Source organism: Pseudomonas sp. BNK-30 (assembly GCF_047456185.1).
Taxonomy (GTDB): domain Bacteria; phylum Pseudomonadota; class Gammaproteobacteria; order Pseudomonadales; family Pseudomonadaceae; genus Aquipseudomonas; species Aquipseudomonas putida_E.
This window is the reverse complement of sequence record NZ_CP179904.1, coordinates 653,901-669,753: the sequence shown is the minus strand read 5'-3', so window position 1 is coordinate 669,753 and position 15,853 is coordinate 653,901. Positions and strand designations below refer to the sequence as shown.

At 62.5% G+C, this 15,853-nt stretch carries 14 protein-coding genes; 9 read left to right on the top strand and 5 right to left on the bottom strand.

Going from position 1 to position 15,853, the window contains the following annotated elements:
* Window positions 1–63 precede the first annotated feature (63 nt).
* Genes ACMGGN_RS03145 through ACMGGN_RS03130 form a run of 4 tightly spaced genes read left to right on the top strand, consistent with a single transcriptional unit; the run spans window position 64 to window position 4,879 of the window.
* Window positions 64–990 carry a 4-hydroxyproline epimerase gene (locus ACMGGN_RS03145; protein ID WP_237860625.1) on the top strand — a complete coding sequence of 309 codons (927 nt, stop codon included), beginning with the start codon at window positions 64–66 and terminating at the stop codon, window positions 988–990.
* A 55-nt stretch (window positions 991–1,045) separates the two neighbouring features.
* On the top strand, window positions 1,046–1,993 hold the full coding sequence (locus tag ACMGGN_RS03140; protein ID WP_174142322.1) for a dihydrodipicolinate synthase family protein: 948 nt from the start codon (window positions 1,046–1,048) through the stop codon (window positions 1,991–1,993).
* A gap of 54 nt (window positions 1,994–2,047) precedes the next feature.
* Window positions 2,048–3,625 (top strand): aldehyde dehydrogenase (NADP(+)), encoded by a 1,578-nt coding sequence (locus ACMGGN_RS03135; protein ID WP_174142323.1) that lies wholly within the window; start codon window positions 2,048–2,050, stop codon window positions 3,623–3,625.
* Window positions 3,626–3,628: 3 nt separating this feature from the next.
* Entirely contained in the window at window positions 3,629–4,879 is a 1,251-nt protein-coding gene (locus tag ACMGGN_RS03130) for an NAD(P)/FAD-dependent oxidoreductase (RefSeq protein WP_115274076.1), read from the top strand.
* Window positions 4,880–4,909: 30 nt separating this feature from the next.
* On the opposite strand, the gene xenA is transcribed toward ACMGGN_RS03130, so the two are convergent.
* Complete coding sequence (gene xenA / locus ACMGGN_RS03125) at window positions 4,910–6,001, bottom strand: xenobiotic reductase XenA (RefSeq protein ID WP_046788002.1); 1,092 nt, start codon at window positions 5,999–6,001, stop codon at window positions 4,910–4,912.
* A gap of 49 nt (window positions 6,002–6,050) precedes the next feature.
* On the opposite strand from xenA, the gene ACMGGN_RS03120 reads away from it, so the two are divergent.
* Complete coding sequence (locus ACMGGN_RS03120; RefSeq protein WP_012315737.1) at window positions 6,051–6,386, top strand: ArsR/SmtB family transcription factor; 336 nt, start codon at window positions 6,051–6,053, stop codon at window positions 6,384–6,386.
* A gap of 81 nt (window positions 6,387–6,467) precedes the next feature.
* Here ACMGGN_RS03120 and mqo read toward each other — a convergent pair whose 3' ends face one another.
* The 4 genes from mqo to ACMGGN_RS03100 form a co-directional block, all read right to left on the bottom strand.
* Entirely contained in the window at window positions 6,468–8,105 is a 1,638-nt protein-coding gene (gene mqo / locus ACMGGN_RS03115; RefSeq protein WP_046788001.1) for a malate dehydrogenase (quinone), read from the bottom strand.
* A 328-nt stretch (window positions 8,106–8,433) separates the two neighbouring features.
* Window positions 8,434–8,625, bottom strand: coding sequence for a DUF4223 family protein (locus tag ACMGGN_RS03110; RefSeq protein ID WP_008097338.1), 192 nt, complete (start codon window positions 8,623–8,625; stop codon window positions 8,434–8,436).
* Between the two features lie 220 nt (window positions 8,626–8,845).
* The gene (locus ACMGGN_RS03105) at window positions 8,846–9,574 is read right to left on the bottom strand and encodes an SDR family oxidoreductase (RefSeq protein WP_046788000.1); all 729 of its coding nucleotides are present in this window, start codon (window positions 9,572–9,574) and stop codon (window positions 8,846–8,848) included.
* Between the two features lie 170 nt (window positions 9,575–9,744).
* On the bottom strand, window positions 9,745–10,743 hold the full coding sequence (locus ACMGGN_RS03100) for a LacI family DNA-binding transcriptional regulator (protein ID WP_046787999.1): 999 nt from the start codon (window positions 10,741–10,743) through the stop codon (window positions 9,745–9,747).
* 236 nt (window positions 10,744–10,979) lie between these two features.
* Between ACMGGN_RS03100 and ACMGGN_RS03095 the strand changes: the two genes are divergently transcribed.
* From ACMGGN_RS03095 to ACMGGN_RS03080, 4 genes are all read left to right on the top strand, one after another.
* A complete protein-coding gene (locus tag ACMGGN_RS03095; protein WP_251961755.1) occupies window positions 10,980–12,563 on the top strand; it encodes an FGGY-family carbohydrate kinase in 1,584 nt (527 codons plus the stop codon).
* Window positions 12,564–12,587: 24 nt separating this feature from the next.
* Window positions 12,588–13,547: a transaldolase gene (gene tal / locus ACMGGN_RS03090; RefSeq protein WP_414156454.1), complete on the top strand. Its 960-nt coding sequence runs from the start codon at window positions 12,588–12,590 to the stop codon at window positions 13,545–13,547.
* A 423-nt stretch (window positions 13,548–13,970) separates the two neighbouring features.
* Window positions 13,971–14,234 carry a hypothetical protein gene (locus tag ACMGGN_RS03085; RefSeq protein ID WP_119687632.1) on the top strand — a complete coding sequence of 88 codons (264 nt, stop codon included), beginning with the start codon at window positions 13,971–13,973 and terminating at the stop codon, window positions 14,232–14,234.
* A gap of 270 nt (window positions 14,235–14,504) precedes the next feature.
* A complete protein-coding gene (locus ACMGGN_RS03080; RefSeq protein WP_119687633.1) occupies window positions 14,505–15,701 on the top strand; it encodes an IS256 family transposase in 1,197 nt (398 codons plus the stop codon).
* Window positions 15,702–15,853: the final 152 nt, after the last annotated feature.

Sequence of the window (15,853 nt, the reverse complement as noted above, 5' to 3'; positions counted from 1 at the left end):
CTACTGGCCCTGTCGCCGGCACAACCAGCACAAAAGCAGGCTCACTAGAGAATGGACATGCCCATGAAACACGTTCACGTCATCGACTCGCACACCGGCGGCGAACCGACCCGCCTGGTAATGAATGGCTTCCCGCAACTCAATGGCCGCAGCATGGCCGAGCAGCGCGATGAGTTGCGCGAGCTGCACGACCACTGGCGCCGCGCCTGCCTGCTGGAGCCACGCGGCAACGATGTGCTGGTCGGTGCGCTGTACTGCGCCCCGGTGTCGGAAGACGCCACTTGTGGGGTGATCTTTTTCAACAATGCCGGGTACCTGAACATGTGTGGCCACGGCACCATCGGGCTGGTCGCCTCGCTACGGCACCTGGGGCTGATCCAGCCGGGCGTGCACAAAATCGACACGCCGGTCGGCCAGGTCAGCGCCACCCTGCACGAGGACGGCGCGGTCACCGTCGGCAACGTGCCGTCCTATCGCTACCGCCGGCAGGTATCGGTGGACGTGCCAGGCCATGGCGTGGTGCACGGCGACATCGCCTGGGGCGGCAACTGGTTCTTCCTGGTTTCAGAGCACGGCCAGCGCATCGAGCTGGACAACCGCGAAGCTCTCACCGCGTTCACCTGGGCGATGCTCAAGGCCCTGGAGGCCCAAGGCATCACCGGCGAGCACGGCGCCCCCATCGACCATATCGAGCTGTTTGCCGCCGACCCTGATGCCGACAGCCGCAACTTCGTCATGTGCCCCGGCAAGGCCTATGACCGCTCGCCCTGCGGCACCGGCACCAGCGCCAAGCTGGCCTGCCTGGCCGCCGACGGCAAGCTCGCCGAAGGCCAGACCTGGGTCCAGGCCAGCATTACCGGCAGCCAGTTCCACGGCCGCTACGAGCGCGAAGGTGAGCGTATTCGGCCGTTCATCACCGGCCGCGCCTACATGACCGCCGACAGTACCCTGCTGATCGACGAACAAGACCCTTTCGCCTGGGGCATCTGACTGCCCAGGCCATTTTCTTCGCAACCCAGACTGAATACTGCAAGGAGTGATACCCATGAGCGACAATATTTTCACCGGCTGCATGCCTGCCCTGATGACACCCTGCACCGCCGAGCGCAAACCAGACTTCGACGCCCTTGTGCGCAAAGGGCGCGAGCTGATCGAGGCCGGCATGAGCGCCGTGGTCTACTGCGGCTCGATGGGCGACTGGCCGCTGCTGACCGAAGCCGAGCGCCAGGAGGGCGTGGCGCGCCTGGTTGCCGCCGGCATCCCGACCATCGTCGGCACCGGCGCGGTGAACACCCGTGAAGCCGTGGCCCATGCAGCCCATGCCGCCAAGGTCGGCGCCGCCGGCCTGATGGTCATCCCCCGCGTGCTGTCGCGTGGCGCCTCCCTGATCGCCCAAAAGCACCACTTCGCCGCGATCCTGCAAGCGGCGCCGAAGCTGCCTGCAGTGATCTACAACAGCCCCTACTACGGCTTTGCCACCCGTGCCGACCTGTTCTTCGAACTGCGCCGCGACTACCCGAACCTGATCGGTTTCAAGGAGTTCGGTGGTGGTGCCGACCTGCGCTACGCCGCCGAGCACATCACCTCCAAAGACGACGATGTGACCCTGATGGTCGGCGTGGATACCCAGGTAGTCCATGGTTTCGTCAACTGCAACGCCACCGGCGCCATTACCGGCATCGGCAATGCCCTGCCGCGTGAAGTGCTGCAACTGGTGAGCCTGAGCAAGCAAGCGGCCAAGGGTGACGCCAGGGCCCGCCGCCTGGCACGCGAGCTGGAGTCGGCATTGGCGGTGCTGTCGTCGTTCGATGAGGGCTGCGACCTGGTGCTGTATTACAAACACCTGATGGTGCTCAACGGCGACCGCGAATACAGCCTGCACTTCAACGAAACCGATGCGCTCACCGACGCCCAGCGCAACTACGCCGAACAGCAGTACGCGCTGTTCCGCACGTGGTACTCCAGCTGGTCGGCCGAGCAGAACCTGGCCTGAACCCTGGGGCTGCTTGGCAGCCCCGACCCAGAACCCGACTATGAAGGAGGCTCCATGCCCCTGACAGGCAAACTGCTGATCGGCCAACGCCCCGTACCCGGCAGCCGCGAAGCGATCCGCGCCATCGACCCGGCTACCAACCAGCCCCTGGAACCCGCCTATGCCGGCGGTACCGGGGAACACGTGGCCCACGCCTGCGAACTGGCCTGGGCTGCGTTCGACGCCTACCGCGAAACCTCACTGGAGCAACGCGCAATCTTTCTCGAAACCATCGCCCAGCAGATAGAAGCGCTGGGCGATGCCTTGATCGGCCGTGCCGTGGCCGAAAGTGGCCTGCCCAAGGCACGTATCCTGGGCGAACGGGGCCGTACCTGTGGCCAACTGCGCACCTTCGCCCGCGTGGTGCGCAGTGGTGAATGGCTGGATGTGCGCGTCGATGCCGCCCAACCACAGCGCCAGCCCCTGCCGCGCGCCGACCTGCGCCAGCGCCAGGTGGCCTTGGGGCCGGTAGCGGTGTTTGGCGCCAGCAACTTCCCCCTGGCCTTCTCGGTGGCCGGTGGCGACACCGCCTCGGCCCTGGCCGCCGGCTGCCCGGTGGTGGTCAAGGCACACGGCGCGCACCCGGGCACCAGTGAGCTGGTCGGCCAGGCCGTCGCTCGCGCCGTCCAACTGTGTGGCCTGCCAGAGGGCGTCTTCTCGCTGTTGTATGGTGCTGGGCGTGAAGTGGGCATCGCCCTGGTCAGCGACCCGCGGATCAAGGCCGTTGGCTTCACCGGTTCGCGCAGCGGCGGTTTGGCCCTGTGCCACGCGGCTCAGGCGCGCCCGGAACCGATCCCGGTGTATGCCGAGATGAGCTCGATCAACCCGGTGTTCCTGTTCGACGCAGCCTTGCAGGCGCGTGGTGAGGTACTGGCCCAAGGTTTCGTTGCCTCGTTGACCCAGGGCGCCGGGCAGTTCTGCACCAACCCCGGCCTGATAGTCGCCCGCCAAGGCCCGGCACTGCAGCGTTTTATCGCCGCCGCCAGCGAGCAAGTACGCCATGCAGCGGCGCAGACCATGCTGACCCCGGGCATTTTCAATGCCTACGCAGCGGGTGTGGGCGCCATGACCGAAAACAGCAATGCCAAGGTCGCGGCCTGCGGCCAACCCCCGCAAGGCCCGAACCAGTGCCAGGCTCAGCTGTTCGTCACCCAGGCCAGCGCGTTTCTCGCCGACCCGGGCTTGCAGGCCGAGGTGTTTGGCGCCGCTTCGTTGGTGGTGGCCTGCGACAGCGATGAACAAGTGCGCCAGGTGGCCGAGCACCTGGAGGGCCAACTGACCGCGACCCTGCACCTGGACGATGCCGACCTCGACAGCGCCCGCAGCCTGCTGCCGACCCTCGAACGCAAGGCCGGGCGCCTGCTGGTCAATGGCTGGCCGACCGGGGTTGAGGTATGCGATGCGATGGTCCACGGCGGGCCGTTCCCGGCAACGTCCGATGCGCGCAGCACCTCGGTGGGCACTGCTGCGATCCTGCGTTTTCTGCGGCCGGTGTGCTATCAGGACTTCCCCGATGCCTTGCTGCCGCAGGCGCTGAAGCACGCAAACCCGCTGCAGGTGCGGCGCTTGCTCGACGGCAAGCGGGAACACTGAATCATGGCCCACGCCCCCTCCCAGACCGATATCGCTGTGGTCGGCGCCGGCATTGTCGGTGTCGCCTGCGCCCTGCAACTGGCCCGCCAGGGCCGTCGCGTGCTGCTGATCGACCGCCAACCGCCGGGCCACGGCGCCTCCTACGGCAATGCCGGACACCTGGCTACCGAGCAGGTGTTCCCGATTGCCGACCTGTCGATCCTCAAGCGCCTGCCGCGCATGCTGCTGGACCCGATGGGGCCCCTGCGGCTGGACTGGAAGTACCTGCCCAAGGCGTTGCCCTGGTTCACCCGGCTGCTGCTCAACCTGCGCCCGGAGCCGTTCCAGCGCAGCGTGGCCGGCATCCGTGCACTGAACGAAGGCAGCCTGGGCGCCTGGCAGCGTTTGCTCGGCTCCATCGGGCGCAGCGAGCTGTTCAAGGAGGACGGCTCGTTGCTGGTGTTCGAGCGCGCCGAGTCGCGCCCGGCACTGGAGGCGTTGCAGGCACGCATGCAACAGCAGGCGGTGCCGGCTGAATTCTGGTCGGCCGACACGGTGCGCGCCGCTGCGCCAGAGTTGACCTCGTCGATCTTGGGCGGCTTGTTTTTCCCCCGTACCGGGCATTTCATCGACCCTTACCGCGTGGTCATCGAGTTGTTCGAAGCAGCCAAGGCCTGTGGCGTGCGCTTCGTCCAGGCGCAGGTCGATGGCGGACAACTGAATGGCAATGGCGTGCAGCTCAACACCGGCCAAGGTACGTTCCATGCGCGCCAGGTGCTAATCAGTTGCGGCGCGCACTCAGCGCAACTGACCACGGCTCTGACCGGCAAACGAGTCCCTCTGGACACCGAGCGTGGCTATCACCTGATGCTGCCTGGCGAGCAGCAGCGCTTGCCATTCGCCGTCACATCGCTGGAGCGCAAGTTCATCATGACGCCGATGGCCGAGGGCTTGCGCCTGGCTGGCACGGTGGAGTTCGCCGGTCTCGATGCACCGCCAAGCATGCAGCGGGCGTGGCAGTTGCACCGGTTGAGCAAGGGTTTGTTCCAGCGTGAACTGAATGCCGAAGGGGCGACGCCGTGGATGGGCTTGCGGCCTTCGCTGCCGGACTCGCTGCCGGTGATCGACCGGGTGTGTGATGGGCGCGTGCTGCTAGCGTTTGGGCATCAGCACCTGGGGTTGACCCAGGCGGCGGTGACAGCGGAATGGGTGGCGGGGTTGGCTGAACGGGAGCTTCGTGCCGAGTTGAAGGGTTACCGGTTGGATCGGTTTTGAGCCGGGGCCGCTGTGCGGCCCCTCCAGGAATCAGCGATAACGCTCAAGCCAGTGCGCGTAAGGCGCAGGCAAAGTCCACGAGGCTTTATCGACGCCCAGTTCCTTGGCCGCAAAATACGCCCAGTGCGGGTCGGCCAGGTGCGCACGCCCCACCGACACCAGGTCGAGCTGATTGGCCTTCAACGCCCCTTCCGCCAACTGCGGGGTACCGAAGCCCCACGCTGAAGTCACTGGCAAACCTGCCTCACGACGCACACGCTCAGCGATCGGCCCCATGAAGGCAGGGCCCCATGGAATGTTGGTGTCCGGGATGGTGAAGCCGACGCTGACACTGAGCAGGTCCAGGCCACCCGCCTTGAACAGGCGGGCCAACTCGATGGACTCTTCCAGCGTCTGCTCATCACGGCCATCGTATTCCAGCACGCCAAAGCGGGCGGTCAGCGGCAGGTTTTCCGGCCACACCTCGCGCACGGCTGCCAGGGTTTCCAGCAGGAAGCGGCTGCGGTTCTCGAAGCTGCCACCGTAGGCATCGGTGCGCTGGTTGGAGTGCTCGGAGAAGAAGCTCTGCCCCAGGTAGCCGTGAGCGAAGTGCAGTTCGATCCATTCAAAGCCCGCATCACGCGCTCGACGTGCGGCATCGACGAAGTCCTGCTTGACCCGGGCAATGTCGTCCAGGGTCATTTCACGCGGCACTTTCGGCAAGTGGGCGCCGAAGGCGATGGCCGACGGGGCGATGGTGTCCCAGCCTCGCGCGTCATCCGCGGCGATATGGTCGTCACCTTCCCACGGGCGGTTGGCACTGGCCTTGCGCCCCGCGTGGGCGATCTGGATGCCCGGCACCGAGCCTGCAGCCTTGATCGCCTGCACCACCGGCACAAAGGCCTGGGCATGGGCGTCGCTCCAGATACCGGCGCAACCGGGGGTGATACGCCCTTGCGGCGCCACCGCAGTGGCTTCGACCACCAGCAGGCCGGCGCCACCACGGGCCAGGCCGGCGTAATGCACCTGGTGCCAATCGTTGATCATGCCGTCCTCGGCCATGTACTGGCACATCGGCGGAATGGCGATGCGGTTGCGCAAGGTGACGTCTTTGAGGGTATAGGGTTCGAACAGTGCGGACATGGAGAACTCCGGGTTCATCTGAATACGATAGTTCGATCATAATCGAACTATGGCAATTAATGAAACCCCCGTTATCATGACGCCCATGCGAGCCTACAAACATCCCACCCCTGAAGACCTGATCCTCGAGCGCCTGCTGTATGCGCTGAGCGACCCTGTACGCATGGAAATCGTGCGCCACCTGGCGGGCGTGGCGGAAGCCAGCTGTGGCGAGCTGGACGGCGGCCGGCCGAAGTCCAGCATGTCCCATCATTTTCGCGTGTTGCGCGATGCGGGGCTGGTGCAAACGCGCAATGTGGGCACTACCCATATGAACTCACTGCGCAGCGAAATGCTCGATGCACGCTTCCCCGGTTTGCTGGAGTGCATTTTGCGTCAGCGGTGAGCCAGGGTTGGCGGTGGGGCCGGAACAGGCAAAAAAAAACCACGAGGTCACCCCCGTGGCTTTCGATCACAACGCTGACGCTTACAGCGCCATGTCGTTCTCTGGCTTGCTTTCAACCGGCTGGCTAGCACCCGTGCTGGTACCGACGCTCTGGTCGATGACCGGCGGCTTCTCCAGCTGCAGGACTTCAGCGGTGTAGTTCCACTCTTTCTGCGTGGCCGCTGCCGAATCGTTGAGCTTGGTGCCGTAGCTCGGCACGATCTCTTTGATCTTGGCTTGCCATTGCGGGGTGGCGACCTTGTCCTTGAACACGGTTTCCAGCACGTTCAGCATGATCGGCGCGGCGGTCGAGGCGCCTGGCGATGCGCCCAGCAGGCCGGCGATGGTGCGGTCTTGCGAGGCCACCACTTCGGTACCCAGCTTCAGCACGCCGCCCTTGTCTGCGTCACGCTTGATGATCTGCACGCGCTGACCGGCCTGCCACAGCTTCCAGTCTTCCTTCTTGGCGTTCGGGAAGTAGGTGCGCAGCGCTTCGAAGCGGTCGTCGTCCGACAGCATCAGCTGGCCAGCGAGGTACTCGACCAGCGGGTACTGCTCGATGCCGACCTTGGTCATTGGCCACACGTTGTGCATGGTGGTGCTGCTGAGCAGGTCCAGGTACGAACCGTTCTTCAGGAACTTGGTCGAGAAGGTGGCGAATGGCCCGAACAGGATCACGCGCTTGCCGTCCAGCACACGGGTGTCCAGGTGCGGTACCGACATGGGTGGCGCGCCGGTCGAGGCGATGCCATAGGCCTTGGCCATGTGCTGCATGGCGATGGTCGGGTTCTCTGTCACCAGGAACGAACCGCCGACCGGGAAGCCTGCGTATTCCTTGGCTTCAGGAATGCCCGACTTCTGCAGCAGCTTCAACGCGCCGCCGCCGGCACCGATGAACAGGAACTTGGCGTCGGTGGCCGACTCGGTACCGTCCTTCAGGTTCTTGTACTCGACGTGCCAGGAGCCGTCCTCGTTGCGGGTGATGTCCTGGACTTCGCTGGACAGCTTCAGGGTGAAGTTGTCCTGGGTCTTCAGGTGGCCGACGAACTGGCGGGTGATCTCGCCGAAGTTCACGTCAGTGCCCAGTGGCGTCCAGGTCACCGCCAGCTTCTGGTTCGGGTCGCGGCCTTCCATCATCAGCGGGACCCACTTGGCGATCTGCGCGTGGTCCTCGGAGTACTGCATCGAGCGGAACAGCGGGCTTGCCTGCAGCGCGTCATAACGCTTCTTGAGGAACTTGATGTTGTCATCGCCCCACACGAAGCTCATGTGCGGGGTGGTGTTGATGAACGAATGCGGGTTCTTCAGCACGCCCTGACGGACCTGCCACGACCAGAACTGGCGGGAGATCTGGAAGGCTTCGTTGATTTCGATGGCCTTGGTGATGTTGACGTTGCCGTCTTTATCTTCCGGGGTGTAGTTCAGCTCAGCCAGCGCGGAGTGGCCGGTGCCGGCGTTGTTCCAGCCGTTGGAGCTTTCTTCGGCGACGCCATCCAGGCGCTCGACCATCTCCATCGACCAGCTTGGCTCCAGCTCGTGCAGCCACACGGCCAGGGTGGAGCTCATGATGCCGCCGCCGACCAGCAGCACATCGACTTTCTTGGTTTCTGCGGCGTGCGCTTGCATGAAGCTCGCAGCGACAGCCAGACCCAGCAAGGTCTTGCCAGCTTTCTTGAACATTGATCAATTCCAGTCTGTAGAACGGAGGACGGGCCTGTGGCTGGCCCAGGTGCTTCGTGTTCTTGTGCGCAGGCTTTTTGTGATCATTGTTCAGCGGCTTAAAGAACCAGAAAACGACCCAGGCTTTTGTCGTATTGACCGACAGGGCTGAATCGTTTCGCTGATTGTATCTGAAATGCCAGCACAAACAAATTGCGGGCGTACAAGCAAGGCGGCAGGTTGTCCCAGCGGCAGGTTGTCACGCCAGACAAACAAAAGCCCCCAGCCATATGCATGACTGGGGGCTTTGGATCAGGTCACAGGTGACGCGATCAGGGTATCGCCAAGCTTACTGCGGCTGAGGCAGTTTATCGATCGGGCCGCAGCCACCGATGACCTTGGAGATGGAAACCGATGGGTGGAACAGGTAGTCGTACGAGCAGTTTTTCTGCTGGTTGTAAACTTGGCCAGTGCAACCGGACAGCAGGGCAACGCCCGAAACGACAGCAACGGCTACGGTGGCCTTGAACAGCTTTTTCATTACTTCAGTCCTTTAAATAATCATCGGCCATCATTCTGATGGCGGCCGGATGATACAGAACCGGAGTATTGGATCCAAGTCGCATTCGAAGATAGGCCGCCATCCAATCCAGCAGCGGGTTTCGGTAGCGCTTTGAAATAAGACACCACCGCAGACCAACTTACGCTGCAGGCTGCCTCGACAAGATCACGCCTGCAGCGGTTGATGTTGAGTGCATCCGTTACATATCAAATGCCGAAGGCAGCACGATCATGTCCCGAATCGTCACGTTACGCGGGCGCGTGAGCATGTACATGACCGCATCGGCTATGTCGGATGGTTCGATCAGGCTACCGCTAGCCTTGGCCTTTTTCAGGTTTTCTTCCGGCCAATCGGCCAGCAGTGCACTGCTGACCGGGCCAGGCGACACGGCGCCGACACGGATACCATGAGCCTTGACCTGGCGGCGCACCGTCTGCACGAAGCAGTTGACCGCCCACTTGGAGGCCGAGTACACCGGCTCCCAGGGAACCGGAAAATGCCCGGCCACCGAGCCTGTGACCAGAATGTCGCCCGTCCCCCTCTCGATCATGTGCGGCAACACATCATGCACATTCTTGATCACGGCATTGACGTTGAGGTTCAGCATGCGGTCGATCGCCGCCACATCCGCATCAACCAGATCACCGCCCACGTAGCACCCGGCGTTGGCATACAGAATGTCGAGCTGGCCGGCCTTCGCCAGCACACCCGGCAGCAGCGTTGCACAGCGCTCAGGCACCAGCAGGTCGATCACCAACGGCATGGCCGCCTCCCCCAGGCGTTCACACGCGCTGGCCAAGGCGGCTTCATCCCGGTCGATCATGACCACCCTGGCACCGGCTGCCACCATCGCCTCGGCCGATGCCAGGCCTATTCCCGACGCAGCGCCTGTGACCGCTGCCACTTTACCTTCGAGTTGCGTTGCCATTCGCCACCTCCCTGGCCCCCTGACGAACAAAGGGCACTTTGATTATTTTTATGTAGACGTTTACATATCGCTTAACTCGTGTGCGGTCCCAATCTGACGCCAGCTCAGCATTGAATGTCAACGTCTACATTTTTAACCAGATATGTACGTACCCGCCAATGGTTGGCAGGTCAGAGCAGTAGCTGCCCTTCAATGACTTGATCGCGCAGGGGTTGCGAAGGATCGTCGATCTGGCCAAGCAACAGGTTGATCGCGCCAACACCCAACTCGACGCTGCTATGGCTGATGCAAGGGATGGGTTGGCCATAGATCTCGGCATAGTGCACCTGGTCAATGCTGAACAGCGCTATGTCATTGCGGCTCAAGCCAACCTCGCGCATGGCCTGCAGCGCACCCAAGGTCATGAGCGCATTGAGGCCAAAGATGACATCGGGCCACTTGCCACTTTGCAGGTAACTACGCACCACATCACGTGCCGGCGCCTGGGTGTAGTCCCCATGCACGACCTCCAGCACGGTAGGCTCTGGCCACTGCTCCAATGCGCGTCGAATGCCTGCCAGCCGCGCCAGGGAAATCTTCGAGCGTTGCGGCCCCGCCACGACCAGCAGCCGGCGCCGCCCCTGTGCCAACAAGGCGCGCGCGCCCTGATAGCCGCTCTGCTCGTTGTCCAGGTAGACGCCGGCAAACGGCGCACCTGTGAGCTGGCGGTCGATCTGGACGACCGGGATGGCGGCCATCTCCAGCTTGGCCAGATAGCTCGGCTGGTATTGGTCGTCGTCGCTGATCACCGAGAGGATCACCCCTGCGACCTGATAGCTGAGCAGCGTATCGATCGCCCGCGCCTCCAGCTCTGGCGAGCCATCGGTATCGAACAGCATCAAGGTGTAGTCGCGTTTCTTCGCCTCGCGCGTTATCGCCTTGATGATCTCGCCGTAGAACGGGTTTTCCAGGCTTGCCGTGACCAGGCCCAGCAGCCGGCTCTCGCGATTCTTGAGGTTGCGGGCAAAGGCATTGGGCACGTAGTTGAGCTCTTTGGCCACCTTGAGGATGAGCTCCAGCGTCTGTTTCTTGACCTTCTCTGGCTGGTTGAGCGCCCGCGACACCGTGACGGTAGTCATGTTCACGCGTTTGGCGATGTCGGTGATGGTGGCTTTGCCTGGTCTGGTCATGAACGCTCGATGGTGGCTGGCTGCGGGCGCCGTGATTTTCAGCGATTGTACGCCAGGCCACAACCGTGCATGCGTATTGTGGTGACAATCGTGTTGTGCTAGCGTCCCGAAATGTTGACGTTAACATTTGCAACCATGGATTGATCAGCCGCGACTTGAAACTGCCGTCGGATAAAATCGCCAAAAAAATGTTCACGTCTACATAAACCACCACGCCAATAATAAAAGGGACAACAATGGACTACGTGATTGGTGTCGACATCGGCACGCAAAGTACCAAGGCTCTCTTGATGTCAACCGAGGGTGGAATGCTGGCCCAGGCCTGCGTCAGCTACCAGGTCGAGCAACCTCGACCGTTGTGGGCGCAGCAATGGCCGCAGGTGTGGCTGGACGCTGTCTACGAAACGGTCGCGACCAGCATCCGCCGCAGCCAAGTACCAGCCGCCCAGATCAAAGCCATCTGCATCAGCAGCCTCTACGGGGGCTCGGGCATCCCGGTGGACGCCGACATCAACCCCCTTCACCCCTGCCTCATCTGGATGGACCGCCGAGCCATCGCCGAGGCCGAATGGGTGCGCGAAAATGTGGATGTGGAACAGTTGCAGCGCATAACGGGCAACGGTGTCGACAGCTACTACGGCTATACCAAGATGCTGTGGATCAAGCGCAACCAGCCAGAGGTCTGGGCCAAGGCACGCTACCTGCTGCCGCCCAACAGCTTTGTGCAGTACCACCTGACCGGCGAGCTGGCCGTAGACCACAGTTCAGCGGGCAATATCGGCGGCATCTACGACCTCGCAACGCGTGGCTGGTCGCCTCTGATGCTCGATGCCCTGGGCATCGACGCCCACCTGATGCCGCAACGCCTGGTTGCGCCCGGGCAGGTCATTGGCAGCCTGCTACCGGCTGCGGCGCAGCGGCTAGGGCTCCAGCCAGGCACCAAGGTAGTTGCAGGCGGAGTCGATGCAGCGATGGCCACACTGGCCGCAGGGGTCATTGCGCCAGGCAACCATGTCGCGATGCTGGGCACCAGCATGTGCTGGGGCTTCATCAAGCAGCACAGCGCTGCCTGCAAAGGGCTGATCAACATGCCTTACGTCTACGATGCTGGCGCCAACACCTACAGTTTCGGCGGCGCCATTACCGCCGGTGCCGCAATCAGCTGGTTCCGTGAGCAGTTCTGTGCACAGGAAAAGCAGGCCGCTGCCCTGTCACCCGGCGCCGAGGTGCACCAACTGATGGAGCAGGACGCTGCCAAAACGCCCGCCGGTGCAGACGGCCTGTTGTTCCTGCCCTACCTGATGGGCGAGCGCAGCCCCATCTGGGATGCCAAGGCATCGGGGGCCTATATAGGGCTGTCGCTGTTCCACCACAAGGCTCATCTGTACCGCGCAGTACTGGAGGGGCTGGCGTTTGCCTTGCGTCACAACATGCAAATGGGCAACCAGGCAGGGCTGCAGCTCGATCCGCACTTGATCGTGGTAGGGGGTGGCACGGCGTCGAACCTGTGGATGCAGATCATCGCCGATATCACCGGCCACGCCGTGTTCACCATCGAGCAGCAGGTCGAAGCGCCGCTGGGTGGCGCCATGCTCGCGGCACTGGCAATCGGCGCCATCGAGGACGTCGAAGCTATCCGCAACTGGCGCACCCTGCGTCGACGGGCCGACCCCAACCCCGCGAACAAAGCCCTGTATGACCAGATGTTCGTTCATTACTGCGCGGCCTACCACGCCCTGAAACCCATCATGCATGGGCTGGCAGACCAGGCCACGCCCCTGCCCGAGCCATCGCACCCCGCACAGCCCATGGCCGTCTGACATCAACCACCAAAGGGTTCCAGCATGCCAACTTTGCTCAGCCAGTTGGAGCAGTACAGCACAGTGGTCGCCGACACCGGCGACCTTCAGGCCGTTCGCCGCTTCGCCCCTCATGATGCAACCACCAACCCCTCCCTGGTGCTCAAGGCCGTGGTGTCGGGCCACTACGACACATTGCTCGATGACCTCTGCGCCCTGGCGAAAGCTGCCGGCCTGCCGCATGCGCAGGCAATCGATCAACTGTCCGACCAACTGATCGTTGCTTTGGGCTGCGACCTGTTGCAGCACGTGCCCGGCAGGGTATCGAGCGAGGTCGATGCGCGGCTGTCCTTCGATAAACAGGCAAGCCTGGCCAAGGCCAGGCGCCTGGTCGCACTGTACGAGGCGGCGGGCGTTCCACGTGAGCGCTTCCTCATCAAGCTCGCCGCCACCTGGGAGGGGATTCGCGCGGCCAGCGAACTGGAGCGTGAGGGCATCCAGTGCAACTTGACGTTGATCTTCAACCTCGCCCAGGCACTCGCCTGCGCCGAAGCCGGCGCATTCCTGATCTCGCCTTTTGTTGGCCGGGTGCTGGACTGGCATCGCCGCGCTTATCCGGACAAGGAGTACGCGCCGGCGTCGGAGCCTGGGGTTCAATTGGTGGCGGCCAGTTACCGCTTCATGCGACGCCACGGTTACGCGACTTCGGTGATGGGGGCTAGCTTTCGCAACGTCGGTGAAATCGTTGCTTTGGCAGGTTGCGATCGGCTGACGATCAGCCCCGCACTGCTGGAAGAGCTGGCAGTGACCGAGGGCAGCCTGCAGGCCGCGCTCGCCGCCCCCGCCGACCATCAGGCGCCGCCACCGCCACTGAGCGAGGCCGATTTTCGCTGGCAGATGAACGAGGACGCAATGGCAACCGCGCAGCTGGCCGAAGGGATTCGAGGGTTTGCCGCGGACCAGAGCAAACTGGAGGCGCTTATCGCACAACGCTTGTGGGCTTGAGCACGCCCCATCGGGAGGGGAAACGCATAACGATAAGGCCTCTGACAGCTCATCGCTTTCAGGGGCTTTATTGCATCCGTGCCTGGGAAGAATATTCACGCCTGGTGCGTCTAAGGTCCTACAGATTTAACTCCGATTTTTCCCATTCCCTGTAGTCCATTTCCGAATTATATTGCCGGCGCTGCCAACCCATTGCGAGTGCTCGGATTGCGGCCTAGTCTCGGTTCGTCGTTGACACCTCAGCGACCGGCTTTGACAGGCTGACCGATTCAAGGGTCCTTTGCAGCGCTTCATGGCAGCTGTACATGGGGCACCTTCGTGTGCGCCGGGTTCCTTGGGTCACCGGTCTGTCAACCCGTGTATAGCTGCCTCCATTCGTTTGACAGCGTTTAAAGGTAGCTCCACCTGACTCAAGGAGCATTCATGCGCAAGATAGTCCCCGATCCACCGTCCCCCCTCGATCCCTCGTACATGCTGCAGGACACCCTGGTCCAGACCTCGGAATACGTGATCTGCGCCTTGTCCGTAGCCCGCCAGTCCGTGCGACTGACACCGACCTCGCACAACTCGATCGTGATGAGGGCGGTCATCCATGAAATGGAAGTTGCGCATGCGCTGCTGGAATCGGCGCTGATGCAGCTGCACAGGCAAGCGGATTCGCCCACAGAGCCACAGACAATGCACTAGGGCCAGGCGAGACGATGCTTGGGCGGACCTCTTCGCGGACAAACCTGCAAGGGGCCCGGCCAAGCACAGATAAATCTGATAGACGATCCACGTACCGCAGCAAGGATTGGGCCAGGGTTCTCCAAGATCGAGTAGGGTGAGGGGATCGTGTCCCGGGAAGTGGTGTAACTGAACCAGCCGAAGGCGCCCTGCGGGCGAAAGAGGATGGTCATCGTGGTTCTTGGCTAACGTTGAGTTTGCGAAGACCAAACACTCACCAGAGAAACCACGATGACCAAGCCCACTATCGCATTGACCGAGTTGGTTGAGAAAGGGGCAGACGCTGATCTGCTCAAGCAAATGATCCAGTTCGTTGCCCAGCGCATGATGGAGTTCGATGTCGAAGGCCTGTGCGGCGCGGGCTTCGATGTCAAAAGCCCAGACCGGACAAGTAGCCGTAATGGCTACCGTGATCGCCTTTGGCAAACCCGCGCCGGCGACGTTGACCTGAAGATCCCGAAGCTGCGCCAAGGCAGCTACTTTCCTGGCTTCCTCGAACCCCGACGTACCGCCGAGAAGGCCATGGCGGCGGTGATCCAGGAAGCCTACATCCAAGGCGTTTCAACGCGTTCGGTGGACGAGCTGGTCAAGGCCATGGGCATGACCGGTATCTCCAAAAGCCAGGTTTCACGGCTAGCTGGTGAGATCGATGAGCGCGTTCACGCTTTCCTTGATCGCCCGCTTGAAGGCGACTGGCCCTATCTCTGGATCGATGCCACCTACGTCAAGGTGCGGGAGGCCGGGCGCATCGTCTCGGTCGCCGTAATAATCGCCGTGGCCGTGAACACCGACGGTGGCCGCGAAGTCCTGGGCATGCGGGTTGGGCCGTCAGAGGCTGAGCCGTTCTGGACAGACTTCCTGCGCAGCCTCATGCGACGTGGCTTGCGGGGCGTGAAGCTTGTCATCTCCGACGCCCACGAAGGGCTCAAGGCGGCTGTTTCCAAGGTATTCAACGCGACCTGGCAGCGCTGCCGTGTGCATTTCATGCGCAATGCCATGGCCCACGTCGGCAAAGGTCAGCGCACCATGGTAGCGGCGCTGCTGCGCACGGTCTTCGCCCAGGACAGCCGTGCCGAATGCCATCAGCAATGGCGGTTGGTCGCCGATCAACTGCGCGAAAAGTACCCGAAGATCGCGACGCTCATGGACGGCTGTGAGAATGAAGTGCTGGCTCACATGGCGTTTCCCAAGGCACACCGGCAGCAGTTACACAGCACCAACCCGCTTGAACGGCTCAACGCTGAAATCAAACGCCGCACCGATGTCGTGGGGATTTTCCCCAACGATCCGGCCATCACACGGCTGGTAGGCGCGATGCTGCTGGAGCAGAACGACGAGTGGTGCCTGCAAAGACGTTACATGCAGTTGGAGGCCTTCGAAGCGGTCAGCGATAATCCACAAGCCAAGCTGTCAGCTGTGATCAACTAAACGGCGAACTCAATGGCAAGAGCCATGATGAGTTACACCACTTCCTGGGACACGATCTTCAGTCTCGCGACCTACTATGCCCTCTGCTGACTTCTGCACAGTCATTCCAGCACCTCGCGGTGCCGGTAGCCCTGACGGGCAACCGTGCAGAT

What these genes read in the sequence shown, in the direction of transcription:
- ACMGGN_RS03145 (WP_237860625.1), top strand. Translation starts at nt 64, where the DNA reads ATGAAACACGTTCACGTCATCGACTCGCACACCGGCGGCGAACCGACC.
- ACMGGN_RS03140 (WP_174142322.1), top strand. Translation starts at nt 1,046, where the DNA reads ATGAGCGACAATATTTTCACCGGCTGCATGCCTGCCCTGATGACACCC.
- ACMGGN_RS03135 (WP_174142323.1), top strand. Translation starts at nt 2,048, where the DNA reads ATGCCCCTGACAGGCAAACTGCTGATCGGCCAACGCCCCGTACCCGGC.
- ACMGGN_RS03130 (WP_115274076.1), top strand. Translation starts at nt 3,629, where the DNA reads ATGGCCCACGCCCCCTCCCAGACCGATATCGCTGTGGTCGGCGCCGGC.
- xenA (WP_046788002.1), bottom strand. Translation starts at nt 6,001, where the DNA reads ATGTCCGCACTGTTCGAACCCTATACCCTCAAAGACGTCACCTTGCGC.
- ACMGGN_RS03120 (WP_012315737.1), top strand. Translation starts at nt 6,051, where the DNA reads ATGGCAATTAATGAAACCCCCGTTATCATGACGCCCATGCGAGCCTAC.
- mqo (WP_046788001.1), bottom strand. Translation starts at nt 8,105, where the DNA reads ATGTTCAAGAAAGCTGGCAAGACCTTGCTGGGTCTGGCTGTCGCTGCG.
- ACMGGN_RS03110 (WP_008097338.1), bottom strand. Translation starts at nt 8,625, where the DNA reads ATGAAAAAGCTGTTCAAGGCCACCGTAGCCGTTGCTGTCGTTTCGGGC.
- ACMGGN_RS03105 (WP_046788000.1), bottom strand. Translation starts at nt 9,574, where the DNA reads ATGGCAACGCAACTCGAAGGTAAAGTGGCAGCGGTCACAGGCGCTGCG.
- ACMGGN_RS03100 (WP_046787999.1), bottom strand. Translation starts at nt 10,743, where the DNA reads ATGACCAGACCAGGCAAAGCCACCATCACCGACATCGCCAAACGCGTG.
- ACMGGN_RS03095 (WP_251961755.1), top strand. Translation starts at nt 10,980, where the DNA reads ATGGACTACGTGATTGGTGTCGACATCGGCACGCAAAGTACCAAGGCT.
- tal (WP_414156454.1), top strand. Translation starts at nt 12,588, where the DNA reads ATGCCAACTTTGCTCAGCCAGTTGGAGCAGTACAGCACAGTGGTCGCC.
- ACMGGN_RS03085 (WP_119687632.1), top strand. Translation starts at nt 13,971, where the DNA reads ATGCGCAAGATAGTCCCCGATCCACCGTCCCCCCTCGATCCCTCGTAC.
- ACMGGN_RS03080 (WP_119687633.1), top strand. Translation starts at nt 14,505, where the DNA reads ATGACCAAGCCCACTATCGCATTGACCGAGTTGGTTGAGAAAGGGGCA.